The organism is Grimontia indica (assembly GCF_000333895.2).
Lineage (GTDB): Bacteria > Pseudomonadota > Gammaproteobacteria > Enterobacterales > Vibrionaceae > Enterovibrio > Enterovibrio indicus.
Genome location: NZ_ANFM02000002.1, coordinates 131083 through 155473, shown reverse-complemented (window position 1 = coordinate 155473; position 24391 = coordinate 131083). Strand labels below are relative to the sequence as shown.

At 52.0% G+C, this 24391-nt stretch carries 27 protein-coding genes; 15 read left to right on the top strand and 12 right to left on the bottom strand.

The window, feature by feature from the left end:
* Positions 1 to 25: 25 nt before the first annotated feature.
* From D515_RS01370 to dinF, 7 genes are read left to right on the top strand one after another with little or no spacing between them, the layout of a single operon-like run.
* Positions 26 to 748 carry an SURF1 family protein gene (locus D515_RS01370; protein WP_002535389.1) on the top strand — a complete coding sequence of 241 codons (723 nt, stop codon included), beginning with the start codon at positions 26 to 28 and terminating at the stop codon, positions 746 to 748.
* Complete coding sequence (locus D515_RS01365; protein WP_002535388.1) at positions 745 to 1272, top strand: hypothetical protein; 528 nt, start codon at positions 745 to 747, stop codon at positions 1270 to 1272. Before D515_RS01370 ends, D515_RS01365 begins: the two co-directional genes overlap by 4 nt.
* Positions 1273 to 1283: 11 nt before the next feature.
* Entirely contained in the window at positions 1284 to 2342 is a 1059-nt protein-coding gene (locus tag D515_RS01360; RefSeq protein WP_002535387.1) for a COX15/CtaA family protein, read from the top strand.
* On the top strand, positions 2335 to 3252 hold the full coding sequence (gene cyoE, locus D515_RS01355; protein ID WP_002535386.1) for a heme o synthase: 918 nt from the start codon (positions 2335 to 2337) through the stop codon (positions 3250 to 3252). Before D515_RS01360 ends, cyoE begins: the two co-directional genes overlap by 8 nt.
* Positions 3253 to 3281: 29 nt before the next feature.
* Complete coding sequence (locus D515_RS26110) at positions 3282 to 3551, top strand: hypothetical protein (protein ID WP_002535384.1); 270 nt, start codon at positions 3282 to 3284, stop codon at positions 3549 to 3551.
* A 15-nt stretch (positions 3552 to 3566) separates the two neighbouring features.
* Complete coding sequence (locus D515_RS26105; RefSeq protein ID WP_338035025.1) at positions 3567 to 3800, top strand: GNAT family N-acetyltransferase; 234 nt, start codon at positions 3567 to 3569, stop codon at positions 3798 to 3800.
* A gap of 50 nt (positions 3801 to 3850) precedes the next feature.
* Complete coding sequence (gene dinF / locus D515_RS01345; RefSeq protein WP_002535381.1) at positions 3851 to 5188, top strand: MATE family efflux transporter DinF; 1338 nt, start codon at positions 3851 to 3853, stop codon at positions 5186 to 5188.
* A 50-nt stretch (positions 5189 to 5238) separates the two neighbouring features.
* On the opposite strand, the gene nfuA is transcribed toward dinF, so the two are convergent.
* Positions 5239 to 5823, bottom strand: coding sequence for a Fe-S biogenesis protein NfuA (nfuA, locus tag D515_RS01340; protein ID WP_002535379.1), 585 nt, complete (start codon positions 5821 to 5823; stop codon positions 5239 to 5241).
* 101 nt (positions 5824 to 5924) lie between these two features.
* On the bottom strand, positions 5925 to 6605 hold the full coding sequence (locus tag D515_RS01335) for a ComF family protein (protein WP_239643916.1): 681 nt from the start codon (positions 6603 to 6605) through the stop codon (positions 5925 to 5927).
* Positions 6606 to 6645: 40 nt separating this feature from the next.
* Between D515_RS01335 and bioH the strand changes: the two genes are divergently transcribed.
* The 3 genes from bioH (at position 6646) to D515_RS01320 (ending at position 8430) form a co-directional block, all read left to right on the top strand.
* Positions 6646 to 7428: a pimeloyl-ACP methyl ester esterase BioH gene (gene bioH, locus D515_RS01330; protein WP_039849441.1), complete on the top strand. Its 783-nt coding sequence runs from the start codon at positions 6646 to 6648 to the stop codon at positions 7426 to 7428.
* Between the two features lie 98 nt (positions 7429 to 7526).
* On the top strand, positions 7527 to 7859 hold the full coding sequence (locus D515_RS01325; protein ID WP_002535374.1) for a hypothetical protein: 333 nt from the start codon (positions 7527 to 7529) through the stop codon (positions 7857 to 7859).
* Between the two features lie 97 nt (positions 7860 to 7956).
* Positions 7957 to 8430 (top strand): hypothetical protein, encoded by a 474-nt coding sequence (locus D515_RS01320; RefSeq protein WP_002535372.1) that lies wholly within the window; start codon positions 7957 to 7959, stop codon positions 8428 to 8430.
* A gap of 64 nt (positions 8431 to 8494) precedes the next feature.
* Here the strand turns inward: D515_RS01320 and D515_RS01315 are convergent, their stop codons facing one another.
* Together D515_RS01315 and greB are read right to left on the bottom strand one after the other, a co-directional pair.
* Complete coding sequence (locus D515_RS01315; protein WP_002535371.1) at positions 8495 to 10834, bottom strand: Tex family protein; 2340 nt, start codon at positions 10832 to 10834, stop codon at positions 8495 to 8497.
* A gap of 38 nt (positions 10835 to 10872) precedes the next feature.
* Positions 10873 to 11358: a transcription elongation factor GreB gene (gene greB, locus D515_RS01310; RefSeq protein WP_039849440.1), complete on the bottom strand. Its 486-nt coding sequence runs from the start codon at positions 11356 to 11358 to the stop codon at positions 10873 to 10875.
* A 242-nt stretch (positions 11359 to 11600) separates the two neighbouring features.
* Here greB and ompR point away from each other — a divergent pair, with 242 nt between their 5' ends.
* The 3 genes from ompR to D515_RS01295 all read left to right on the top strand — a co-directional run bounded on the left by ompR (position 11601) and on the right by D515_RS01295 (position 14176).
* Positions 11601 to 12317 (top strand): osmolarity response regulator transcription factor OmpR, encoded by a 717-nt coding sequence (ompR, locus tag D515_RS01305; protein ID WP_002535368.1) that lies wholly within the window; start codon positions 11601 to 11603, stop codon positions 12315 to 12317.
* 3 nt (positions 12318 to 12320) lie between these two features.
* Positions 12321 to 13664, top strand: a complete 1344-nt coding sequence (envZ, locus tag D515_RS01300; protein WP_002535366.1) for a two-component system sensor histidine kinase EnvZ — start codon at positions 12321 to 12323, stop codon at positions 13662 to 13664.
* Between the two features lie 140 nt (positions 13665 to 13804).
* Positions 13805 to 14176, top strand: a complete 372-nt coding sequence (locus tag D515_RS01295) for a GntR family transcriptional regulator (RefSeq protein ID WP_002535365.1) — start codon at positions 13805 to 13807, stop codon at positions 14174 to 14176.
* Positions 14177 to 14223: 47 nt separating this feature from the next.
* On the opposite strand, the gene recG is transcribed toward D515_RS01295, so the two are convergent.
* The 6 genes from recG to D515_RS01265 all read right to left on the bottom strand — a co-directional run bounded on the left by recG (position 14224) and on the right by D515_RS01265 (position 21247).
* Entirely contained in the window at positions 14224 to 16305 is a 2082-nt protein-coding gene (recG, locus tag D515_RS01290) for an ATP-dependent DNA helicase RecG (RefSeq protein WP_002535363.1), read from the bottom strand.
* A 38-nt stretch (positions 16306 to 16343) separates the two neighbouring features.
* Positions 16344 to 17036: a tRNA (guanosine(18)-2'-O)-methyltransferase TrmH gene (gene trmH / locus D515_RS01285; protein WP_039849439.1), complete on the bottom strand. Its 693-nt coding sequence runs from the start codon at positions 17034 to 17036 to the stop codon at positions 16344 to 16346.
* A gap of 69 nt (positions 17037 to 17105) precedes the next feature.
* Positions 17106 to 19214 carry a bifunctional GTP diphosphokinase/guanosine-3',5'-bis pyrophosphate 3'-pyrophosphohydrolase gene (gene spoT / locus D515_RS01280; RefSeq protein ID WP_002535359.1) on the bottom strand — a complete coding sequence of 703 codons (2109 nt, stop codon included), beginning with the start codon at positions 19212 to 19214 and terminating at the stop codon, positions 17106 to 17108.
* Between the two features lie 24 nt (positions 19215 to 19238).
* Entirely contained in the window at positions 19239 to 19514 is a 276-nt protein-coding gene (gene rpoZ, locus D515_RS01275; protein ID WP_002535357.1) for a DNA-directed RNA polymerase subunit omega, read from the bottom strand.
* Positions 19515 to 19608: 94 nt separating this feature from the next.
* Entirely contained in the window at positions 19609 to 20229 is a 621-nt protein-coding gene (gene gmk, locus D515_RS01270) for a guanylate kinase (protein WP_039849438.1), read from the bottom strand.
* Positions 20230 to 20383: 154 nt separating this feature from the next.
* Positions 20384 to 21247: a YicC/YloC family endoribonuclease gene (locus D515_RS01265; RefSeq protein ID WP_002535354.1), complete on the bottom strand. Its 864-nt coding sequence runs from the start codon at positions 21245 to 21247 to the stop codon at positions 20384 to 20386.
* Positions 21248 to 21427: 180 nt separating this feature from the next.
* Here D515_RS01265 and rph point away from each other — a divergent pair, with 180 nt between their 5' ends.
* Together rph and pyrE are read left to right on the top strand one after the other, a co-directional pair.
* Positions 21428 to 22144, top strand: a complete 717-nt coding sequence (rph, locus tag D515_RS01260; RefSeq protein ID WP_002535353.1) for a ribonuclease PH — start codon at positions 21428 to 21430, stop codon at positions 22142 to 22144.
* Between the two features lie 112 nt (positions 22145 to 22256).
* Positions 22257 to 22898: an orotate phosphoribosyltransferase gene (gene pyrE / locus D515_RS01255; protein WP_002535351.1), complete on the top strand. Its 642-nt coding sequence runs from the start codon at positions 22257 to 22259 to the stop codon at positions 22896 to 22898.
* A 227-nt stretch (positions 22899 to 23125) separates the two neighbouring features.
* Here pyrE and slmA read toward each other — a convergent pair whose 3' ends face one another.
* Both slmA and dut read right to left on the bottom strand, forming a co-directional pair.
* Positions 23126 to 23716: a nucleoid occlusion factor SlmA gene (gene slmA, locus D515_RS01250; protein WP_002535349.1), complete on the bottom strand. Its 591-nt coding sequence runs from the start codon at positions 23714 to 23716 to the stop codon at positions 23126 to 23128.
* A 208-nt stretch (positions 23717 to 23924) separates the two neighbouring features.
* Entirely contained in the window at positions 23925 to 24380 is a 456-nt protein-coding gene (dut, locus tag D515_RS01245) for a dUTP diphosphatase (protein ID WP_002535348.1), read from the bottom strand.
* Positions 24381 to 24391: the final 11 nt, after the last annotated feature.

The window sequence follows — 24391 nt, the reverse complement described above, 5'->3', positions numbered from 1 at the left end:
TCCTGAGAGTCAAAAAGGTGACCGGATGTCTTCTTCCAACATACGGCAAATAAGACGGATTGGTTTTCTTGTATTCACTCTGGCGATGACAGTGCTCTTGGTCAAGCTGGGGATGTGGCAAATGTCCCGCGGGGCAGAAAAAGAAGCGCTTTTGTCGCAATTGGCAGAGCGTTCGCAGCAGGAAGTGACCGCCTTGGCGTCTTTGCCACAAGAATTGAAAGGGACGCGAGTCAAGTTAACGGGTCAGTTTGATACCTCAAAGAGTGTGCTGCTCGATAACCAAACCTTCGAAGGCCGTGTGGGATACCGCTGGTTTCTGCCGTTCAGAAGTGACAATCAATGGATATTGGTCGAACTGGGTTGGGTGGCGGCTCCGGCAACAAGGGATACATTGCCGACACTGCCAACACTAGAAGGGCAGTTTTCAGTGACCGGCACCGTCGATTTTCCCTCAGACAGGGTCGTGCTGGCACAAGTGGAAACAGAAAACGGTTGGCCTAAGCGGGTGCAATCGGTGGAAATTCAAGGTCTGGAACAAGCTTCCGGACTTTCCCTCAAACCCTGGCTTATCCGCGGTGATGTGATAAGCAACAGCAACGGAGAGAGCTTCAGTACAGGTGCGAAACCCATCTGGGAGCCTGTCGTGATGAAGCCGGAAAAGCACTATGCCTACGCCATGCAGTGGTTTGGATTGGCGCTGGTGGTAGTGATTGGATTTGGGCTTTGGTGGAGGAAAGGACGCATATGAATGGGAAAAAAGCGCTGATACTGGTCACCGTGATTTTTGTTCTGCCGGTTCTGGCTGCCAAATTGGTGTTGGATTTTGGCTGGTACAATAAGGGCGTGACCAACAATGGCGAGCTTATCGCCGAAGAAGTGAAGGCTGACTGGCTGTCACACAACGGGCAATGGCGTTTGGTCTACTCCTACCCCAATTCTTGTGATGAGAAGTGCGAAAGTGCGCTTTTTCAACTGAACCAAATTCCGGTGGCGGTTGGACGTGAGCGTGAACGGGTTGCCAGCATCCTGCTGACACCGGAAAGCTCGGCGGTGGAAGAAGGCACCAATGTCACCCGCCAAAACATCGATGCAACGCAACAACAAACCATGTCGTCGCTGCCCTTCTCTGAAAACGCGATTTATCTTGTTGACCCCCTGAACAACCTTATTCTTGCCTATCCGGTGCCAGCGGAAAAATCAGCACAGGTGGCACAAAGCAAAGGACTGCTGTCCGATCTTCGAAAACTCATGAAACTCTCCAAAGTCGGGTAAGGGAGGTCGTGATGGAAAAAGACAAACGCTATCTCGGACTGATCTACGGTGCACTGGCCTTGGCTTTGGTCGTCGTGGCACTGGGAGCATTTACCCGTTTGACGGAAGCAGGCTTGGGGTGCCCAGATTGGCCCGGTTGTTATGGCTTTCTGACCGTGCCGCAATCTGCAGAGAAAATCGCTCAGGCAACGGAAGCCTTCCCCCATGCCCCTGTTGAAATTCAAAAAGCCTGGAATGAAATGATCCATCGCTATGTGGCAGGCACCCTAGGTTTAGTGATTGCTGCCATTGCCTTCCTTGCGTGGCGTCGCCCTGAACGTAACCGCATGCTGCCGAGTGTGCTGCTGGCGGTGGTGACCTTCCAGGCCGCTCTGGGCATGTGGACAGTGACCATGAACCTGATGCCGATTGTGGTGATGGGGCATTTACTCGGTGGTTTCACAACCGTGACTTTGCTGTTCATGTTGGCGCTGCTGGAAAGGCGGCGTATTAAAGAGCCAACACAGCTAGAGATGGGCGTCCAAAAAGCCTCTATAGGCGGAAAGCTCAAGGTATTGTCAGTCGCTGCGCTTCTTGCAGTGGTGATGCAAATCGCGCTTGGCGGCTGGACATCAGCCAACTATGCGGCTCTCGTTTGTACTCAACTGCCCGTTTGTGAAGTCGACTGGGCAGAGAAATACGACGCCTCGGCGTTTCATCCCATCAGCCCGAAAAATGAGACTTACCAATATGGCGTGTTGAATTTCGATCAGCGCGTCACGATTCACGCCACCCACCGAATCGGTGCCATGGTGGTCACGGCGCTCATTCTACTGCTGGCGTTTGCGGTCAGAAAACCGCTTGGTGCTGGCGCATCGCTACTACTCTTAGGCGCGCTGGGTATTCAGATAACGCTTGGTGTTACGAATGTGGTCGCCTTGCTGCCGCTGTCTGTTGCGGTGGCACACAATGTTTGCGGATTGCTTTTACTTTTAGTGACTGTCAGGACGGTGGTAGGTGTGTTCGCACCTGTTTCAATGACCGCTGCACAGTCGTCTTTGGAAGACTCAGGGAGGTTAAGCCATGGCTAAATTCAATACGCCTTCGCTGGCAAACAGCGCCCCGAATACTGAAACCGCTCAATGGCGGGATTATCTGGAGCTGACTAAACCCAAAGTGGTGGCCATGCTATTGCTGACCGCCATGGTGGGAATGTGTTTGGCGGTACCGTCTTTGCCTCCTGCTCACGCCGTGATTCTCGGGCTGTTAGGGATTGGCATGCAGTCCGCTGCGGCTGCGGTGTTCAATCATGTGATTGACCAGCGTATTGATAGACAGATGCAGCGCACCATCCATCGCCCCGTTGCAAAAGGCCGGGTAGGTACGTCACAGGCGCTGGCCTTTGGTGGTTTGCTGATGGTCGCGGGCTTTGCGCTCCTTTGGGTATTGAATGCGCTGGTGGCATGGCTCACTTTTGCCAGTTTGATTGGCTATGCGGTGGTCTACACCGTATGGCTGAAGCATGCGACGCCTCAGAACATCGTGATTGGTGGTTTGGCTGGCGCAATGCCGCCGCTGCTCGGTTGGGTGGCGGTGACCGGAACGCTCGACCCACATGCACTGTTGCTGGTGATGCTGATTTTCACCTGGACCCCACCGCATTTCTGGGCGCTCGCGATTCACCGTGAGAAAGATTACGCCAAAGCCGGCGTACCCATGTTGCCAGTAACCCATGGTGTGGAATTCACCAAGACCATGATTTTGCTCTACACCCTGCTTTTGGTGGTGGTGGGCTTACTGCCTTGGCTGGCGGGAATGAGTGGACTGATTTACCTCTTCGGTAGTTTGGCGCTCAATCTCGGCTTTGCCTGGTACGCGTGGCAGTTGAAATTCCATGATCGCAAAGGGTTGGCTTGGCAGACGTTTAAATACTCCATTTGGCATGTATTTGGTTTGTTTGTGGCTTTGCTCGCTGATCATGCGTGGCGTGCGATAGGATAGTTGCACACCCAAGCAAACAGTGAGCAGGGATGATGCTTTCCCATCTTCAATTCTCAACGCCGCGACTGGATGTCGCGGCGTTATCGTCTGGTTCAGAGGCCTCTGATAATCTGGCTAAGGAATTAGCAGCCCTATTGACCCCATCGGTGAAGCAGCACTTACCGCCGGATATTCAATCGGTGAATGACGCCCAAAGCGCCGCGGTTTGGCTTCAACAGGCTTTAACCGAATCCACCTTCCTCGCCGTGAAAGAGCAGGATGCCCAATCTCTGGCTGGGTTTATTTTGCTGTATGCATAAACTAATACAGAAGGCTTGCTCGATCTCCGGTTGGGTTATGTGGTGAGTGAAAGACTGCAAAGAAAGGGATTGGCCAGTGAGATGCTGCAAGGCTTGGTGAGCTGGTGCCAACAGAGCGGCAAGGTCGCGACGCTTTCCGGTGGGGCCGAAGAGAACAATCTGGCTTCTGTCCGCGTGCTGGAGAAAAACGGATTTGTGCGTGATGGCGAAACCATCAAGGATACCGTCTTTTTAACCCGCACATTCTGATAAACTGCCGCCTCTTACTCTCTATCTGTCGATAACCACAGAGCCAATTTATGCTGTCAGCGCTGCAAAAAAAAGCCCTTCACGTGCGTGTTTTCTCGCTCGCGTTTCCCATGGTGCTCTCCAACATTACCGTGCCTTTGCTCGGACTGGTGGATGCGGCTGTGATTGGTCACCTCGACCACGCCTGGTACCTCGGTGGCGTGGCGGTCGGCAGCACCATGATCGCGGTGACTTTCTGGCTGCTCGGTTTTCTTCGTATGGCTACCACTGGGCTTACCGCACAAGCTTATGGCGCTGACGATAAAGCGGGGCTGGCAAATGTGTTCCTGCAGGGTATCTCCCTTGCCTGGTTACTGGCATTAGCGATTATCACCGTGCATCCATTGATTGCGGATTGGGTGTTTTCCTACAGTGATGCAAGCGCAGAAGTGAAGCGCTATGCCGATCAGTATTTCTCTGTGCGTATCTGGAGTGCGCCTGCTGCGCTGACCAATCTTGTGATCATGGGTTGGCTATTGGGTGCCCAGAACGCGAAGAAGCCGATGATGCTGCTGATTGTTATCAACGTCATCAACATTGTCCTCGATGTGCTGTTTGTCGTGGGTTTTGGCTGGAAAGTGCAGGGCGCTGCGGCAGCGAGTGTGATTGCTGATTACAGCGGTATGGCACTGGGCTTGTATTTTGTGGCGCAGCGCTGGAAGCAAGAGATGTTGCCTGCTCCATTGGCGCAGTGGAAAAAAGCTTCTGCGGGTATGGGGCGGCTTTTAAAGCTGAACCGGGACATCTTCCTTCGAAGCCTCTGCCTGCAGCTGGCCTTCACCTTTATGACTTTTCAGGGGGCGACACTGGGTGATAACGTGGTGGCAGCCAATGCGGTGCTGATGAACTTCCTGATGCTGGTCTCTTTCGCAATGGACGGTTTTGCCTATGCCATGGAAGCCATGGTAGGGAAAGCAATTGGTGCCCGGAACAGAAACGAGCTGATAGATTCACTGACAGCAACTACCTTTTGGAGCTTGGTGATCTCCCTGCTTATCACTGCCGCTTTCCTGATCTTCGGCGAGCAGATCGTCGGGGTGATTTCTGATATTCCTGCTGTGCGTGAACAGGCATTTGTGTATCTGCCTTGGCTCATTGCCATGCCGCTCGTGGCCATGTGGTGTTTTCTGCTTGATGGTGTGTTTATCGGTGCGACGCGCGGACGTGAAATGCGAAACACCATGTTTGTTGCGATGGCAGGTTTCTTTGTGATTTGGTGGCTATTAAGTGGCTGGGGCAACCATGCGCTTTGGGCGGCGATGCTCGGCTTTATGGCGTTGCGTGGATTAACGCTGGGGGTACTTTTCGTTCACCAGTGGCGAAGAGATACCTTTCTGGCTGCAAACTAGCCGAGACAAAAAAGGCGCCATCGGGCGCCTTTCTTCTCAGATAATCGCTCTTAGTAGTAAGAGTGATCACCGTGTGCGTGCTCGGTGACGTCACGAACGCCGTTGAGCTCGCCGCTGAATTCTTCCAGCAGTTGCTTCTCGATGCCGTCTTTCAGGGTGACGTCAACCATTGAACAGCCATTACAGCCGCCGCCGAATTGAATCACTGCCACTTTGTCTTCAGTGATTTCAATCAGATTGATGTGACCACCATGGCCTGCCAGCTGTGGGTTAACCTGAGTCTGGATCACGTACTCAACGCGCTCCATCAGTGGCGCGTCGTCAGACACCTTACGCATTTTTGCGTTTGGTGCTTTCAGCGTCAGCTGTGAGCCCATTTTGTCAGTGACAAAATCAATCTCAGCATCTTCCAGAAACGGAAGGCTCAGTTCATCTACGTAGGCAGAAAAACCTTCGAATTTGAGTTCGGTGTCAGTCGCTTCCACTGCATCCTGAGGGCAGTAAGAAACGCCGCACTCTGCGTTTTGCGTGCCAGGATTAACCACGAATACGCGGATGTTAGTCCCTTCCGGCTGCTGCTCAAGCAGTTTACCGAAATGGCTCTGTGCACTTTCTGAAATAATAATTTGTGACACGGCTTCTTACCTGATTTATCCAGTATTTGTTTACATTGTACGCTTGTTTTTGTCCGCTATCACCCCTCAAGCTTCGAGGTTACTTTTCCCTCACTTTTCAATTAAGTGGCTTCTGGTGGTGTGCGACAAAGACAATACACATCAATACGTTCCACGCCATGCTGCCGGAGCAAGCGGCAAAGCTGGGCGACAGTTGCACCCGTGGTGACAACATCATCGACCAAGGCGATGTGTGGCGGCAGTTTTCCTTTGATAGAAAATGCCTGCTTTAAGTTTGAAAGACGGGATTGTCGGTCTAATCCCTGCTGTTGGCGAGTGGCACGAATGCGTTTTAAGACATTGGGCTCAGATTGAACCTTGAGTTGTCTCGCGAGCTCTGCGGCCAGCACGCTGCTATGGTTAAATCCGCGCCAAAGCCTTCGTTTCCAGTGCATGGGCACGGGAAGAAGGAGAGGCGCAGGTGATTCAATCTCTGTCGCGAGCAGTTTAGCGAGAGCAGGGGCAAGCCAGTAATGTCCTTGATACTTGAAGCGGTGAAGCAGCTTGTCATAGGGAAAGGAATAGGCACCGACACAAAACAAACTGTCCCACGGCGGCGGCTTTTTCAAACATCTACCGCAGCTTTCAATCATGTAAGGGGTGGGCAAACCACAATGCAGGCAGCGTGGCTGACTGGGCAAGCTGGCGTGACAGGCATGACACCAAGGATAAGCATGCTGCTCCAACCTGTGGTGGCAAAGCTGACAACGCAGCGGCAAGGCACGTAAGATAGTGCTTAACATCAAGGACATGCTTGTTGATAAACGAATTTAGGCAGTGTAAATGACGACTTCTCTGTACTGGCACACGGAAGGCCAGGGTTCCGATCTGATTCTCATTCATGGCTGGGGGATGAACAGCGCCGTATGGAAAAACATCCTGCCTGCTCTCACCCCGCATTACCGTGTTCATTGTGTTGACCTGCCGGGCTATGGCTTCAGTCAACCGACCGATGCCTTTTCCTTGGAGGAAATGGCACAGTGTTTGCTTGATAATTCACCGCAGGAATCTGTTTGGGCCGGTTGGTCTTTGGGGGGAATGGTTGCCACTCAGGCTGCACTGCTCGCACCGGAACGTGTGAAAGGTCTAGTCACGATTGCCAGCTCACCAAGATTTGCTGCAGAACATGGATGGCGAGGGATAAAACCCGAGGTATTGCAGGCGTTTACGAAACAATTGGCTGAAGACTTTCAGACGACGGTTGAACGTTTCATGGCGCTTCAGGCAATGGGGAGCCCGACAGCACGGCAAGATATTAAGTGGTTGAAACAGGCGGTCCTCTCTCACCCGTCTCCTCAGCCAGAGGCGCTTAGCGCCGGCCTTGGTATTCTTGCTGACGCTGATTTGCGGCCTCACTTGCATGATATTTCAATGCCTTGGCTCAGAATGTACGGTCGGCTGGACGGCCTTGTGCCTGTCAAAGTGGCGCAAGAGTTGGATGTTCTGGCACCGCGTTCGCAGCGGCAAATCTTTGCCAAAGCGTCGCACGCACCGTTCATTTCTGATCCCGACCATTTTTCACAAGAGCTTCTGGCTTTTTGTGGCCAATGTTTGCCGTCCTGTTAATGGAAAGTAGCGAAATAAAGTGAATTGGGGCTAAATTTTAATCTGTAGCTGCCGATACTTTAATCAAGTTACTTGCTATGGCATCAGGAGAGACCATAATGAATATAGGTAACGTTGGGTATTCTCAGCATGCTTACGCCAAGCCTATGCAGCCAAATCAGGCGGCAAAGGGCAATGAGGCGCAGGCAGCCGAGGGTGCCAAGCAGTCTTACGAGCAGGTCGCGAAGGAAGTGTCGGACGGTAAGACTGTTAACAAAGCAACGGAAGCCGAAGGCACGAACACTTCGTCTAAAGTTGAGTCTTTCACCTACGGGGCGCTTGGCATGGACCACCCTGAAGAAGTGAAAAGCAACGACGATGCTGCGTATTCCGCCGGTCAGGTGCTTTCTGCACTGGGTACCATTGGCGGACTGATCGCAATATTGGTCTAGTTTCGCTATAGAGATATAGCACGCGCATTCGCGGGGATTACCCCGCCTATGCTCACAGGCGACGCGCCTTCGGTCGGTGTTGGGAGACAACATTGGCATGAACATTTCGCCCGCTAACGTCAGCATCCCTGCTGTCGTACCGTCAGTAAACCCGCCAACGGAGCAAGTTGCGCGGGAAAATCGCGTGCGCGAAAAAATTGTCCCACCCAGTCAGGCAAATGCCACTGCCGAAGAAAAACCAGTACTCGCCGAAGAGAAACAATTGAAGAACCCATCCTGGGATCCTTCTGAACACCCCGATTACGCCGATCTGGAACAAAACCCAAGACAGTTCAATGGTGGTGGTTTTGCTGCACATGAAACCCTAAGTCAGCTGACCAACATGCTTTCCAGCGGTTCGTATGTGCCGCAAAACGAAAACGGCTATGCCATGCGCATTAAGCTGCCGAAAGAAATCCTGGATAAAATCGACGAGCTGAAAGCTTCTCAACGTACTGGTGCGGTGGTTGCCATGCGTTATCAGCAATCGTCTGCCGCGAATATCCCGTCAGAAGTGCTGATCGTGATTTGACGGTAAGCCAAGCAAGCAGAGACAAAAACAGCGCCTCTTGGCGCTGTTTTTGGTTTCCCAACTATCAGTTACGCTTTGCTTTGGCAAAGGCATCGGCAAAGGCGCCACCGAAACCGGATTGCTGGCCGCCACGGTTATCACGGCGGTTGTTGTCATTGCGGTTATTGCCGCCAAAGCTGCGTTCCTGATGGCGAGGACGTGATTCGCGGGTAGGTTTGTTATCTGAACCCGGCTCATCGCTCAGGCGCATTGAAAGACCAATACGCTTACGCTGCAGATCCACTTCCATCACCTTCACTTTCACCACATCACCGGCTTTGACGACTTCACGTGGGTCGGAAATGAACTTATCTGACAGCGCAGAGATATGTACCAGACCGTCCTGATGTACGCCGACATCAACAAAAGCGCCGAAGTTAGTCACGTTGGTGATCACGCCTTCCAACACCATACCCGGGATCAGATCTTTCACTTCATTGACGCCATCGGCAAAGGTGGCGGTCTTAAACTCTGGGCGTGGGTCGCGGCCAGGTTTTGCCAGTTCTGCCAGAATGTCGGTCACGGTCGGAATACCAAAGGTATCGTCAGCGTAGTCTGCTGCTTTCAGCGCACGCAGGAAGTCATGGTTGCCAATCATGGCATCAATGCCTTTACCGGATTTCTCGGCAATACGTTTCACGACAGGATAAGCCTCAGGGTGAACGGAAGAACCATCCAATGGGTTTTTACCCTTCATGACACGAAGGAAGCCCGCACACTGTTCAAAGGCTTTCGGGCCAAGACGCGGCACTTTCAGCAGGGTTTTGCGATCTTCAAAGCGGCCATTTTCGTCGCGGAAGGCCACAATGTTGGCTGCCATGGTGGTAGATAGGCCTGCGACGCGGGTCAATAGCGCTGCAGAGGCACTGTTTACGTCGACACCGACGGCGTTTACACAGTCTTCCACAACCGCGTCCAGACGCTTGGCTAGCTGGCTTTGGCTAACATCATGCTGGTATTGGCCCACACCGATAGATTTCGGGTCGATTTTCACCAGCTCAGCGAGTGGGTCTTGCAGACGACGGGCGATAGAAACCGCGCCACGTAGCGACACATCAAGCCCCGGGAACTCGGTCGCGGCAAGTTCAGAGGCGGAGTAAACCGACGCACCTGCTTCGCTGACCATCACGGTTTGGATTTTCTCACCCGCATCTTTCAGCATGCCAGCCACAAAGGCGTCGGTTTCACGGGAAGCTGTGCCGTTACCAATCGCAATCAAATCCACATTGTGCTTTTTCACCAGTGCCATCACCACGCGTGCAGATTCTGCAATTTTGTTTTGTGGCGGCGTTGGGTAGATGGTGGCGGTATCCAAAAGCTTACCGGTGTTGTCGATCACCGCGACTTTACAACCGGTGCGAAGGCCTGGGTCGATACCCAAGGTGCTGCGGGGGCCTGCAGGTGCGGCCATCAGCAAGTCTTTCAGGTTATCGGCGAAGACTTTGATAGCGTCAGTTTCTGCCATCTCGCGCAGGTTGCCCATCAGCTCGGTTTCCATGTGCATTAAAATCTTGATACGCCATGCAAAGCTCACAACCTGTTTACGCCAGCGGTCAGCGGCTGCAGCGCCAATGGTCACGCCATAATGGTCACTGATGATGGTTTCACAATATGAGCCAGTGGATTTTTCATCCTGACCCGGATCGGCATTCAGTGACAGTTGCAAAATCCCTTCATTGCGGCCGCGGAACATGGCGAGTGCGCGGTGCGAAGGCACCTTGCTGAGCAATTCATCATGAGCGAAGTAGTCTTTAAACTTCGCGCCTTCTTCCTCTTTACCTGCCACCACGCGGGCTTGAATTTCCGCGCTTTGGTTCAGATGACGGCGGATTTTGTCCAGCAGCGCGGCATCTTCGGCAAATTGCTCCATCAAAATCGCACGGGCACCGTCGAGTACTGCTTTGGTATCAGCAAAGCCTGCGTCAGCGTTTAAGTATTTCGCCGCTTCGGTTTCTGGTTCGTGGTCTGGCTGTTCCCACAGCAGAGTCGCCAGTGGTTCGATGCCGGCTTCAATCGCGATTTGACCTTTGGTACGGCGCTTGGGTTTATATGGCAGGTACAAGTCTTCAAGACGGTTTTTACTGTCTGCATCCAGAATGTCTTTTTTCAGTGCACCGGACAGTTTGCCTTGCTCATCAATCGATTTCAGGATCACCTGGCGGCGCTCTTCCAACTCACGTAGATAACCCAAGCGGGATTCAAGGTTACGCAACTGGGTGTCGTCAAGGCCGTTGGTCACTTCCTTACGGTAACGGGCAATAAAGGGGACGGTATTGCCGTCATCCAGCAGGTTTACTGCCGCAATAACCTGTGCATCGCGTACATTCAGTTCCGTCGCGATCTGTTGGTAGATTGAAGTTGTCATGGTGTTCCTTAGATTCATTGTCACGCTGCAGCGTAACCTTAGTGTTCGTCTTGCTGGTAGCGGATACTGTTGACGTACCAGACTTTCGGCCCTTCCGGTGTGGTCACCACCGCTTCGTCATCCACTTCTTTTTTAATCAAAGCGCGCGCCATAGGGCTGTCGATAGAAATGTAGTCTTTCCGGCCATAAATTTCGTCGGGACCGACAATGCGGAAGGAGAGAGTGTCGCCATCTTCGTTTTCGATATCGACCCAGGCACCGAAAAACACCTTACCGTCCTGTTGAGGGCTATAATCGACCACACGCAGGATTTCGAGACGTTTTCGGAGGTAGCGGACGCGGCGGTCTATCTCGCGCAGCAAGCGCTTATTGTAGGTGTAGTCCGCGTTCTCTGAACGGTCGCCAAGACTGGCGGCCCAAGAGACAATCTTGGTGATTTCCGGGCGGCGCTCTTTCCAGAGGTAATCGAGCTCTTGTTTGAGTTTGTTGTAGCCTTCCCGGGTGACCAAATCGGTTTTTTTCATTCTGCTTTCCGAGCGATTGTTTCGTTTTCCGGCAAGAGTTATAACCGCTTTGCTGCCATGATTAAAGCGAAGCTGCCCGGCAACGTTAAGCTGAGGCACGAATTTCGCATTCAATTTTCTGGGGCAGGGTTACAACTGGTAACAGTTTTTCTTCCCACAGGACGTTACTCTGATGTTTTATATCAGTGTCAGACTTTAATATTGTTGGTGGCATTTCCACCACACGGAGAGAAAGGTAAGTCATGCAAGATAATCATAAGATCCTGGTTGTTGACGATGATATGCGTCTTCGCTCGCTGCTCGAGCGTTACTTGTCTGAGCAAGGTTTTCAGGTGCGCAGTGTGGCGAATGCCGAGCAAATGGACCGTTTGCTCTCTCGTGAGAATTTTCACCTGATGGTGTTGGACCTGATGTTGCCGGGTGAAGATGGCCTCTCTATCTGCCGCCGCCTACGTCAGGCGAACAATCAATTGCCGATCCTGATGCTGACGGCAAAAGGCGACGAAATTGACCGCATCGTGGGTCTGGAAGTGGGAGCTGACGATTACCTGCCGAAACCCTTCAATCCACGTGAATTGCTGGCACGTATTCGTGCAGTGCTTCGTCGTCAGACGGTAGAAGCACCGGGTGCGCCTTCCAGTGAAGAAAAAATTGTCGAGTTTGGTCAGTTCCGCCTGAATCTGGGCACCCGCGAAATGTTCCGTAATGACGAGCCGCTAACGCTGACATCGGGTGAGTTTGCCGTGTTGAAGGCACTGGTGACCAATGCCCGTGAGCCGATGTCCCGCGACAAACTGATGAACATGGCTCGTGGTCGTGAGTACTCCGCGATGGAGCGTTCGATTGACGTTCAAATCTCGCGTCTTCGCCGCATGATTGAAGAAGATCCAAGCAAACCTCGCTATATTCAGACCGTTTGGGGTCTGGGCTATGTGTTCGTACCGGACGGAGAAGCCTAATTAATGCGCTTCTCTCCACGCAGTAACTTTGCTCGTACGCTCGTGGTGCTGGCTGGCCTTCTGATTGCCAGCCAGATCTTCTCTTACCTTACCATCCTCAACTACGCCCTGCTGCCAAGCATCAAACAGTTCAACAAAATCCTCGCTCATGAAATCGAAGTCATGCTGGATGACGATTTGCTGTTATCGAACGGCAAGGTTTATCACATGGATGAACTGTTACGTCGTCAGTTACTCGAGAAGCTTGGCGTCACCATGCACGATGACGATGAGCCAGCGATGATGGAGGAGTTTGATAACGCCGCGTCAGTGGATTATCTCAGTGCGGACATGTCTGAGAAGCTCGGTGCCCCGACGGAAGCGCGTATCAGCCTAGAGTCGAAGAACTATGTGCTCTGGCTGGAAAGTGAGGCGTTCCCCGGTTACGTAATGCGGATACCGCTGTCTGAGCTGCATCAGGATGACTTCCAACCCCTGTTTTTCTATTCCATGTTTATCGCCTTACTGGTGATCGGGGGCGGCTGGATGTTTATTAAGGTGCAGAACCGACCATTGGCGGCACTGGAACGTGCGGCGCAGGATGTGGGACACGGCAAATTCCCCGAGCCCTTGCCGGAACGAGGTGCATCAGATATCCGTGCGGTGACGAAAGCGTTTAATCAGATGAGCGAAGGCATTCGCAAACTGGAGGAAGACAGGGCACTGCTGATGGCAGGTGTCAGTCATGATCTCCGTACGCCGTTGACCCGGATTCGTCTAGCGACTGAAATGATGTCGCCGGAAGACAGTTATCTGGCTGAGAGCATGATTAAAGACACTGAAGAGTGTAATGAAATCATCAACCAGTTTATGGATTACTTGCGTTCGGTTCAGCTTCAGGACATGACAGAGATTGACCTGAATGTGGTGGCCGAAGATGTGTCTGTCGCTGATGGTGCAACAGGGCATGACCTTGAAGTATCTAAAGGCGAGCTGGTTGGAAAGCTAGATGCTAACGAAGTGGCTATCCGCCGTGCGGTGACTAACTTGGTGGTGAATGCAGTGCGCTATGGTGGCGGTTGGGTCAAAATCAGTACCGGTACGTCTGCCGACCGTCGACATCAGTGGATTGCGGTGGAAGATAATGGACCGGGTATCGCAGCCGATCAGATTGACACAGTATTACAGCCCTTTACCCGTGGCGACACCGCGCGGGGCAGTGAAGGCACTGGCCTTGGACTTGCCATCGTCAAGCGTATTACTGAGCAGCATAACGGTACGCTAAAACTCAGCCAGCGCTCACAGGGCGGCTTGCGGGCGCAAATTGTCTTGCCAGTGGCTAAACGCCAGCCGAGAAAGCGGCGTTAAAAGCATCTTTACAGAGAAAAACGCGGAGCCTGAATCCGCGTTTTTTTATTTTTTGATATGAAAATCCACTCATAAACTTGTCTCATGTTTGAATCATCTGCTAATACTGTAATACAGCGCCGATACAGCAGAGATGAAACATGAAGATAGTCATCGACCCGCAGGATCCGTCCCCGAAGTTCAAACAACTGATGACGCAAATTCAGCGTCAGATTGTTGCCGGGACGCTCATCCCTGGGGAGAAGCTGACTTCTGTCAGAAAGTTAGCGGCAGAGTTGAATATCAATCCGATGACGATTTCACGTTGCTACCAAAACATGGAAGAAGAAGGCTGGTTAGAACGTAAACGCGGTGTGGGCATGATTGTTGCGCGGCAAGGACTGCAGGGCAGGATGGAAGACCGCTTTGGATTTATAGAGCCCACCCTGAAAGCGCTAATTGATGATGCCCGGGAAGTGGGTTACAGCAAATCAGAAGTGATGGCGCTGGTGATGCAGTATTGGGAAGACTGATTAGCAACACTGGTTGAATGAAGAAAGGGCGGATATCCGCCCTTTTTTTATGCGTTGCTGTACTTGTCGTTGTTACCAAGCCAGCGGGTGATAATGGCTTTGGCGTTGTCCGGATAGTTTTGGTGCAGATACAACGCGAGTTTCTGCACTTCAGGGATGAGTTTCTGATCGCGGACCAAATCGGCAATTTTAAACTCTGCCATCCCCGTTTGTTTGGTACCCAAGAGCTCACCTGGACCACGAATTTCCAGATCGCGCTGGGCAATCACAAAACCATCGCTGCTTTCACGCAATACACCTAAGCGCTGGGTGGCGGTCTTTGACAGCGGTGCGTGATACAAAAGCACACAGTGGCTGGCGACGGAACCACGTCCGACACGACCACGAAGCTGGTGAAGTTGCGCCAGACCGAGACGCTCTGGGTTTTCGATGATCATCAGGCTGGCGTTTGGCACATCCACGCCGACTTCTATCACGGTAGTGGCGACCAAAAGATGAAGCTCACCGGATTTAAACGCCTGCATCACTTCCTGTTTTTCTGCCGCTTTCATCCTGCCATGTACCAGGCCGATTTTTAGATCGGGCAGAGCACGTGCCAAATCATCGGCCGTTTCTGCGGCAGCTTGCGCTTCTAACACCTCAGACTCATCAATTAAGGTACACACCCAGTAAGCCTGACGTCCTTCTTCCAAACAGGACGCGTGGACACGGTTGATGATGTCGATACGTCGGGTATCCGGCACGGCAACGGTTTGGATCGGTGTGCGTCCCGGTGGCAGCTCGTCGATGATGGAGGTGTCGAGATCGGCATAGGCGGTCATCGCCAGCGTGCGTGGAATAGGCGTCGCAGTCATGATGAGCTGGTGGGGATGAATGCCTTGCTTCATCCCTTTCTCACGAAGCTCAAGGCGCTGGTGGACGCCAAATCGATGCTGCTCATCGATGATGACCAGGGCAAGCTTGTCAAACTCGACATGCTTTTGGAAAAGGGCGTGGGTGCCCACTACCATTTTGGCTTCGCCGCTGGCGATTTTGGCAAGCTCGGCTTCTTTGGCTTTGCCTGTCAGTTTGCCCGCAAGCCAACCAACGGAAATGCCTAAAGGCTCCAGCCAATTGGCAAAGTTAATCGAATGCTGCTCAGCAAGGAGTTCAGTCGGTGCCATCAAAGCAACCTGATAGCCTTGCTCAATCACCTGCAATGCAGCGAGTGCAGCCACTAAGGTTTTGCCTGAGCCCACATCACCCTGTACCAGACGCATCATGGGCTTTTCCAATCCCATATCGCGTTCGATATCAGCCACCACGCGTGATTGCGCGCCCGTTGGCGTAAATGGCAAGGATTCCAAGAGTTTTGGCTTTAACTCGGTAGAAGGCGGCAGCGAAAATGTCGGATCTTGCTGTAACTTGCTGCGAACCGCGAGCATCGAGAGGTTCTGCGCTAACAGCTCTTCTAGGATGAGGCGCTTCTGAGCAGGGTGTTCACCCTTCTCCAACTGGGTCACCGAAATATCCGGTGTTGGACGATGCAGGATTTTCAGGGCGTCACGCAGGGTGATTTGCCTGTCGTATAAGCCTTCCGGTAAGAGTTCCTGCACCGCAGCACCATCAAGCAACTCAAGCGCCTGATCGGTCAGGTTTCTCAGCGTCAACTGGCGAAGGCCTTCTGTGGTTGGGTAAACCGGCGTCAGGGTTTCTTCCAGTGAAAGCTCTGTGGGTTCGGAGAAGACTTTATATTCAGGATGGATGATTTCAAGGCCACCCTGACCGCGTTTGATTTCGCCGTAAGCTTTGACGCGTTTGCCCTGTTCAAGGCTGTTTTTCATTGCCGCATTGAAGTTGAAAAAACGCAGCGTGAGCGAGCCGTTACCGTCTGTGATTTTCACCGTCAGCATACGGCGACGCCCAAAGACAGTGTTGTTGCTAACCACTTCACCTTCAACGGTGGCATGCTGGCCCGGCATCAGGCTCATGATAGGCCAGATGCGGGTGCGGTCTTCATAGCGGTAGGGGAGATGGAATAGCAGATCCTGCACCGTGAAAAGCCCGAGCTTTTCCAGCTTCTCTGCCATTTTGCCGCCGACTCCGGTCAGCGAGGTAACGGGAACGGCATCCAACATTGACGCGCGCATGGTGTGTTCATCTCTCCTAAATCAATACGATTACAGGCTTATTTCGCTGCCTGCATCTTGGCCCACCAGGCTTCATCGGCAACGATTTGGCCTTCTTCATCCAAATCTGGGTAAGGCAGGCCTTTACGTTTGGCGACTTTTGCCAACACAGGATGACCACGCTCGAAGATGATGCGGTCAACTTCCGCTTGTGGGATCAAAGTGCGTGTACGCTGGTACATGCCTGCGTTTTGGCGTTGGCGCTGCGCTTCATACAAAATCAGCGCGCTGGCGACCGAGACATTCAGTGACTGTACCATACCTATCATGGGAATGATGATGTCTTGATCAGCCAATTCAAGCGCTTGCTTGCTGATGCCGGTCTTTTCCTGACCCATCACGATGGCGGTCGGTTTGGTGTAATCAATCTCACGGAAATCAACGGCGGTATCAGACAGGTTGGTCACCAGTATCTGCATGCCTTTAGCTTTCAGGGTTTCAAACGCCTCTGGTGTGTTGTCATGGGTGACAACGTCCACCCAGTTTCGTGCACCTGCAGAGGTGCCGCCCAATGCGCGCATTTTGCTGTCTTTCGGCCAGACGGCATGAACTTGATGGACACCGACAGCATCCGCAGTGCGAATAATGGCGGAGATGTTGTTGGGCTTATGGACTTCTTCCATGCACACAGTAAGGTCCGGCTGGCGGGTGGCCAACACTCCATGGATGCGTGCAAAACGTTCTGGTGTCATGGTGTTTTTTCTCGTTTATAAAAACGCCCGCAAAGGGCGGGCGTTTGTGTTTGGTGCCTGGGTTTTAAATCAGTTTTTCTGACGACTGACTTTCACCACATTCGGCATGATACGGATACGGCGCATGATATTTGCCAGATGGACACGGTTATGAGTCGTGAGTTTCACGTAAATCGTATACAGACGGCCATCACGCTCTTCCGTCGTCAAACCCTGAATGTTAGAGCCTGTTGCGGCAATGGTGTTGGTCAAATCGGCCAGTGCGCCCTGATGGTTGAGCATGTCAACGCGCAGTGCGGTCGCAAAGTCCTGATCAATGTCATCACCCCATTCGACAGACATATATTTGTCTGGCTCCTGACTATAACCGCGGATGTTGGCACATTCTTCACGGTGAATGACCAACCCTTTACCTGGGCTGACGTGTCCGACGATGTGATCGCCCGGAATAGGGCGGCAACAGTTCGCGTAAGTCAGCAAGATACCTTCAGCGCCACGGATTGGCAGGCATCCGCCTTGCTCTTCCAGGCTGTCAGCATCACCAAGCAGACGCTTGGCAATCACCACGCTCATCAGCTCACCAGCACCGATATCTGCCAGCAGATCTTCCTCGCTTTCGAGCTTGAGATCGTGCAAGACCTTGTCGATGTTTTCTAGCTCGATGTCCTGAATATTCTTCTCGCCAAGGGCGTGGTTCAGAAGACGGCGACCCAGAATTACAGACTCTTCGCGACGCTTGGTTTTCAGTACCTGACGAATCTTGGTACGCGCACGGGAAGTCACCACATAGTTGAGCCACGCCGCGTTTGGACGCGCGCCAGGGGCTGTGATGATCTCTATGGTCTGGCCGTTTTTCAGCGGTTGACTGAGTGGATAAGACTGACGGTTCACCCTCGCGCCGACGCAAGAGTTACCGACGTCCGTATGCACGGCATAAGCGAAGTCCACAGCGGTTGCGCCAACAGGCATTTCAACAATGCGGCCTTTCGGCGTAAACACGAACAACTCGTCCGGGAATAAGTCTGATTTCACGCTCTCGATAAATTCAAACGAGCTACCTGCACTTTGCTGAAGTTCCAGCAGGCTTTGCATCCAACGTTGCGCGCGCACCTGCGCGGTGGTACCACCGCCGCCAGCACGGTCTGCACCGTCTTTGTATGCCCAGTGAGCCGCAACACCTTTGTCCGCCATCTGATCCATGTCTTCGGTACGGATTTGTACTTCAACAGGGACACCGTGAGGGCCGATCATGGAGGTATGAAGCGATTGGTAGCCGTTGGCTTTCGGTACTGCGATGTAGTCTTTCATGCGGCCCGGGCGTGGCTTATACAGATTGTGCATTTGCCCCAGCACGCGATAACAGGTATCCACCGAATCGACAATCACGCGGAAGGCATAGAGGTCCATGATGGTGTGGAAGCGTTGCTCCTTGTTCTTCATCTTGTTGTAGATGGAGTAGAGGTTCTTCTCACGACCCAACACCTTGGCATTGATACCCGCATCCTGGAGGCGGCCTTCAATTTCGGCGTGGATTTTCTGGATCATCTCTTTGCGGTTGCCGCGGGCATGAATCACCACTTCGCGCAACACGCGGTACCGGGTTGGATAGAGGGCTTCAAAGCCAAGTTCTTCCAGTTCCACTTTGATGTTGTGGATACCCAGACGGTGCGCCAGTGGCGAGAAAATCTCGAGGGTTTCGCGGGCAATGCGGCGACGTTTGTCTGGACGCAATGCACCCAATGTACGCATGTTGTGCGTGCGGTCAGCGAGTTTGATGAGGATTACGCGGATGTCATGGGCCATGGCCATGATCATTTTGCGGAAGTTCTCCGCCTGCGCTTCCTGACGGTCGCGGAATTTGAGCTTATCGAGCTTGGAGACGCCATCTACCAGATCGGCGACGGTATCGCCAAAACGTTGTTGCAGGTCTTCTTTGGTAACGTCAGTGTCTTCAATCACGTCATGCAGCAGCGCTGCCATCAAGGTTTCGTGATCGAGGCGCATCTCCGCAAGAATACGGGCAACGGCGATAGGGTGGATGATGTATGGTTCCCCGCTTGAGCGGGTTTGCCCTTCGTGGGCATCTCGCGCGACCAAATACGCTTGCCGGAGTGCCTCTAAGTGCGACTCCGGCAAGTATTGTGCTGCGACTTCTTTCAGGCTATCGAAGAGATACAATCTGCCTGTTTCCCTGAAGTTAAATTAGCGAAGAGTACCTGTGATGGTGCTTACAGCAGCCATTTCTGCAGCTTCTTGTTCTTGCTGCTCTTGGCGCTCACGTGCATCCAGGATCTCTTTAGTGATCAGGCCTTCCTCAATTTCACGCAGAGCGATAACAGTTTGCTTATCGTTCTCTTCCTGAACCAGTGAGTCTTTACCACCAGTTTGCATTTGGCGTGCGCGACGAGCTGCTACCAATACTAGATCGAAGCGGTTGCCAATTTTTTCAACAGCGTCTTGAACGGTTACGCGTGCCATGAAGAACTCCAGTAAGTAATAAAATCAAAATGACCGAAAATTATACAAAAGCGAACTGACCTAAACAACAAACATCTTTCAATAGCGATGCTTATTAGTCCAACAACCTGTCGATCATGTCGTGGTGACGGCTGTATTGCTTGTCTTGCTTCATTCGCTCGGCGCGAAGGATGGCTTTGATGTCCATCAGAGCCACATCGAAATCATCGTTCACGATAACGTAATCATACTCGTTATAGTGAGAGATCTCAGAACGGGCTTCTTCCATGCGTTTTGCGATGACCTCATCAGAATCCTGACCGCGCGCATTCAGGCGGCGCTCAAGCTCTTCACGGCTTGGCGGCAGAATGAAGATGCTTTTTGCATTCGGCATTTTCTCGCGAATTTGCTGAGCACCTTGCCAGTCGATGTCGAGAAAGATATCGACGCCTTTTGACAGCATTTCTTCAATCCACAGGCGTGATGTGCCATAGAAATTACCGAATACTTCGGCGTATTCTAGGAAGGCTTCTTGTTCGATCAGCGCTTTAAAGTCCTCAACAGAGACGAAATGGTAGTGAACACCGTTCTCTTCGCCCGGACGAGATGCACGGGTGGTGTGAGAAACAGACACTTTCATGTCGTAACGAGGATTATCTTTCAGCAATGCCGAAATCAGGCTTGATTTACCGGCACCACTTGGCGCTGAAACGATGTAAAGCGTACCTTGGCTCATGGTCTTGATCACTGTGAGGTTAAAGGGCGCGCAGGGTACCATGACCCGCGCAAAAATTGAATTCCACTTTTAGGATAACCCAATAATGGCTGCAACCTAAAGCGGGAACAAAAAGCCCGGCACAAAGACCGGGCTTTTCAGCTTTTCGTATCGATTACTCGATGTTTTGGATTTGCTCGCGCATCTGCTCGATCAGCACTTTCAGTTCAACGCCAGAAGCAGTGATGTCCGTGCTGATGGATTTTGAAGCCAGCGTGTTCGACTCGCGGTTGAATTCCTGCATCATGAAGTCCAGGCGACGACCACAAGCGCCACCTTTTTTCAGGATCTTCTTGGTTTCTGATACGTGAGAGTCAAGGCGATCCAGCTCTTCCGCAACATCAGATTTTTGAGCCAACAAGATGATTTCCTGCTCCACGCGGTTGGCGTCCAGTTCGACTTTCGCTTCTTCCAACTTGGTCAGGAGACGTTCACGTTGCCATTGCAGGATTTCCGGCATTTTCGCGCGTACTTTCACCACTTCTGCGGCAATGCCTTCCAGACGCTGCTCAATCAGCGCTTTCATGTTGTCGCCTTCGCTGGCACGTGCAGCGATGAAGTCATCAACAGTTTTGTCGAAACCTTCCAGCAAGGCTTTGTTGATCACGTCCATGTCCTGCTCTGGGGTCTCCATCACACCCGGCCACTGCAGTACCTGGAAAGGACCAATATTGCCCTCGCCGGACATTTCTTTGATCCACTTCGCCGCGTGAATCACCTGCTTAGCCAACTCTTCATTGATTTTAAGTTCAGTGTTAGCTGACTGATTGGCTTCAAAGCGCAAGTTGCATTCCACCTTGCCGCGGGCAAGACGGGAACGGAATCGTTCACGAATGATTGGTTCAAGGCCACGGAACTGCTCTGGCATGCGGATATAGGTTTCGAGGTAACGTTGGTTAACCGAGCGGATTTCCCAAACGGCTGTGCCCCATGTGCCCTTGATTTCCCGACGGGCGTAGGCAGTCATACTGTGGATCATTGAAGTTCACTCATTGATGAAAGTTGTGATGATTATACGCAGTCGCTGCCTTTTATGTCAGCAGCATGACGGGAAACAGAAGAAAAAAGCAGACAAGACCGCTTTGTATTAGCGTGTAAAAGGTGAAGCCGTTATAATCGCCGGTTAACGAAATTCAGCATTTATAAACAGGTGAATCCTATGCGTCCTAGCGGCAGAGAAGTTGGTCAAATTCGTCCAGTCACAATTACCCGTCATTTTACCGCCCATGCGGAAGGTTCTGTGCTGGTGGCGTTTGGTGATACCAAAGTTATCTGTACCGCAAGCGTTGAAGAAGGCGTGCCGCGCTTTCTGAAAGGGAAAGGACAAGGCTGGGTCACTGCTGAGTACGGCATGCTGCCACGTGCGACCCACACCCGTAACCGTCGTGAAGCGGCAAACGGTAAGCAAGGCGGCCGCACCATGGAAATTCAGCGCCTGATCGCCCGCAGCCTGCGTGCTGCCGTGAATCTTGAAAAGCTGGGCGATTTCACCATCACCGTTGACTGTGATGTTATTCAGGCTGACGGTGGTACCCGCACTGCATCGATTACTGGCGCAAGTGTGGCGATGGCCGATGCGCTGAACAAGCTGGTTAGCGAAGGTAAGCTGGCAGAGAACCCAATGAAAGGTCATGTCGCAGCAGTTTCTGTGGGTATCTTTGAAGGGACGCCAATCTGCGATTTGGAATACGTGGAAGACTCGGCAGCAGACACGGATATGAACGTGGTGATGCTGGAAGATGGCCGCATGATTGAAGTGCAGGGTACTGCAGAAGCGGAACCGTTCACTGCCGATGAGCTTAATGCCATGTTGTCTCTGGCAACCAAAGGTATTCAGGACATTGTAGCGATTCAGAAAGCATCGTTAATTGATTGATGAGAAAGCGGCTTCTATTGGAGCCGCTTTTTTTTAACCTAATTTTGAGTGAGGCGGATGTGCCTCAGGTAAAACCGGCAAGCTAGCCGACTTTTGTTCGACAGGAGAGAAAATGAAAGCCTATCAGCGTCAGTTCATCGAATTTGCATTGGAAAAAGAAGTATTGAAGTTCGGTGAATTCACTTTGAAGTCGGGTCGTAAGAGCCCTTACTTCTTTAATGCCGGTCTGTTCAATACAGGCAGGGATTTGGCGCGTCTGGGCCGTTTCTATGCCGAAGCGTTGGTTGATGCAGGCATCGAATACGATCTGCTGTTTGGTCCCGCGTACAAAGGTATTCCGATTGCGACCACCACAGCGGTAGCGCTGGCTGAACATCACGATGTGGATACGCCTTACTGCTTTAACCGCAAAGAAGCCAAAGATCACGGTGAAGGTGGAAATCTGGTGGGTAGCGCGCTGGAAGGCCGTGTGATGTTGGTGGATGATGTGATCACTGCAGGTACAGCGATTCGCGAGTCGATGGAAATCATTCAGGCGAACGGTGCTGATCTGGCCGGAGTATTGGTGGCAATTGACCGTCAAGAACGCGGTAAAGGCGAGCTTTCTGCCATTCAGGAAGTCGAGCGTGACTTTGGCTGTCAGGTGGTTTCTATCATCAGCCTTGGCGATCTGGTGACGTATCTGGAAGAGCAGGGCGGTAACCCAGAACAATTGGATGCAGTAAAAGCATATCGCGCGGAATACGGTATTTAATACCAATCGTAGTAAATATCTGCTCATCCTAGCTTGTTAAAATGCTCGATAATTGCGTTGAAAAATTTGATTGTAGAATAACTACTTATCGAAATTTTTCGCCTTGTTCTCAAGCATTTTTCCTACGCTATTTCTGATCACCTACCTACTGTGATTGGTATAATCAGTCTTGAAGAAAACAAAAAGGCTGCATCATGCAGCCTTTTTTTGTGTCTTTCCGTCGTCGATCAGTTCAGCTGCGCACTCAACAGTTGCCAGTATTGGTCAAACTCCGCAGTCGGCGCATATTTGAAGTTTGAACGCACGAAGCGGTTGAGGCTACCTTCTACCTGACCGAGAAGCTGAGCTGCGAGTACATTCTCATCAACCGGGAAACCTTTCCCTTCACGAAGACGGCGCTCGCGCAGTACCTGACGCAGTTGGCTCTCGATTTTTTCAAACAGCTGATTGATGCGACCTTGCAGTCTGTCCTGCTCAAACATCAAGGCATGTCCGGTCATGATACGTGTCAGTCCCGGATTACGCTCTCCGAAAACTAACAGCAATTGAAGGATCAAGCGTAAACGGGTCATCGTATCTTTTTCATCACTTTGGATGCGGTTGATACGGGTGATCAGTGACTCTTCGATAAACTCAATCAAGCCTTCGAACATGCGTGCTTTACTTGGGAAGTGTCGGTATAGCGCGGCTTCAGAAACGCCTACCTGCGCGGCAAGTTTGGCGGTGGTAATGCGTTGACTGCCCTGATTGGACTCCAGCATTTGAGCCAGGGCCTGGAGGATTTCCTCTCTGCGATTCTGCTTTTTTTGGCCAGCCATGAATAGATGGTTCCTTTATTGTTCTTGGGGTCACTGACCCGAAATCTAGGCTGAAGAGCCGCTATATTAACGACGGCCTCTCTGTATTAAAAGAATAATGCACCTTGATTGCAGGTGAAGCCTACAGTAATTCCCGAAACCGTGAATGCGGCATAAAAAACGCCACACTTCTGTGGCATTTTTCAGATATTTCACCGGGTTAACGCTGTTATTTTGTACCAGAGTGTCCAAATCCTCCGGCACCACGCTCGGTCGCGTCGAAGTCTTCAACAATGTTGAACTGGGCTTGTACAACTGGCACAAAAACCAGTTGCGCAATACGCTCACCTGGCTCAATGGTAAAGGTTGTGTTGCCTCGGTTCCAGCAAGAAACCATGAGCTGGCCTTGATAATCTGAATCGATGAGGCCTACCAGGTTGCCCAGAACGATGCCGTGTTTATGGCCAAGACCTGAACGTGGAAGAATGGTGGCTGCCAGTGAAGGGTCAGCAATGTGGATAGCAAGACCCGTTGGCAGAAGTTCCGTTTGGCCCGGCTCCAGTGTCAGCGGTGCATCCAGCACGGCGCGAAGGTCCAGACCTGCGGAGCCTTCTGTCGCGTATGCAGGAAGTGGGAATTCGTTACCGACGCGTGGGTCGAGAATTTTTAAATCAATTTGTTTCATAACCTATTTCC

Coding starts and splice junctions, on each gene's coding strand:
- pyrE (WP_002535351.1), top strand. CDS start 22,257: ATGAAAGCCTATCAGCGTCAGTTCATCGAATTTGCATTGGAAAAAGAA.
- D515_RS01370 (WP_002535389.1), top strand. CDS start 26: ATGTCTTCTTCCAACATACGGCAAATAAGACGGATTGGTTTTCTTGTA.
- D515_RS01325 (WP_002535374.1), top strand. CDS start 7,527: ATGAATATAGGTAACGTTGGGTATTCTCAGCATGCTTACGCCAAGCCT.
- bioH (WP_039849441.1), top strand. CDS start 6,646: ATGACGACTTCTCTGTACTGGCACACGGAAGGCCAGGGTTCCGATCTG.
- rph (WP_002535353.1), top strand. CDS start 21,428: ATGCGTCCTAGCGGCAGAGAAGTTGGTCAAATTCGTCCAGTCACAATT.
- D515_RS01295 (WP_002535365.1), top strand. CDS start 13,805: ATGAAGATAGTCATCGACCCGCAGGATCCGTCCCCGAAGTTCAAACAA.
- D515_RS26110 (WP_002535384.1), top strand. CDS start 3,282: ATGATGCTTTCCCATCTTCAATTCTCAACGCCGCGACTGGATGTCGCG.
- D515_RS01315 (WP_002535371.1), bottom strand. CDS start 10,834: ATGACAACTTCAATCTACCAACAGATCGCGACGGAACTGAATGTACGC.
- cyoE (WP_002535386.1), top strand. CDS start 2,335: ATGGCTAAATTCAATACGCCTTCGCTGGCAAACAGCGCCCCGAATACT.
- ompR (WP_002535368.1), top strand. CDS start 11,601: ATGCAAGATAATCATAAGATCCTGGTTGTTGACGATGATATGCGTCTT.
- slmA (WP_002535349.1), bottom strand. CDS start 23,716: ATGGCTGGCCAAAAAAAGCAGAATCGCAGAGAGGAAATCCTCCAGGCC.
- dinF (WP_002535381.1), top strand. CDS start 3,851: ATGCTGTCAGCGCTGCAAAAAAAAGCCCTTCACGTGCGTGTTTTCTCG.
- D515_RS01360 (WP_002535387.1), top strand. CDS start 1,284: ATGGAAAAAGACAAACGCTATCTCGGACTGATCTACGGTGCACTGGCC.
- dut (WP_002535348.1), bottom strand. CDS start 24,380: ATGAAACAAATTGATTTAAAAATTCTCGACCCACGCGTCGGTAACGAA.
- rpoZ (WP_002535357.1), bottom strand. CDS start 19,514: ATGGCACGCGTAACCGTTCAAGACGCTGTTGAAAAAATTGGCAACCGC.
- D515_RS01365 (WP_002535388.1), top strand. CDS start 745: ATGAATGGGAAAAAAGCGCTGATACTGGTCACCGTGATTTTTGTTCTG.
- greB (WP_039849440.1), bottom strand. CDS start 11,358: ATGAAAAAAACCGATTTGGTCACCCGGGAAGGCTACAACAAACTCAAA.
- D515_RS01265 (WP_002535354.1), bottom strand. CDS start 21,247: ATGATCCACAGTATGACTGCCTACGCCCGTCGGGAAATCAAGGGCACA.
- envZ (WP_002535366.1), top strand. CDS start 12,321: ATGCGCTTCTCTCCACGCAGTAACTTTGCTCGTACGCTCGTGGTGCTG.
- gmk (WP_039849438.1), bottom strand. CDS start 20,229: ATGAGCCAAGGTACGCTTTACATCGTTTCAGCGCCAAGTGGTGCCGGT.
- D515_RS01335 (WP_239643916.1), bottom strand. CDS start 6,605: ATGTTAAGCACTATCTTACGTGCCTTGCCGCTGCGTTGTCAGCTTTGC.
- trmH (WP_039849439.1), bottom strand. CDS start 17,036: ATGACACCAGAACGTTTTGCACGCATCCATGGAGTGTTGGCCACCCGC.
- recG (WP_002535363.1), bottom strand. CDS start 16,305: ATGCGCGCGTCAATGTTGGATGCCGTTCCCGTTACCTCGCTGACCGGA.
- D515_RS01320 (WP_002535372.1), top strand. CDS start 7,957: ATGAACATTTCGCCCGCTAACGTCAGCATCCCTGCTGTCGTACCGTCA.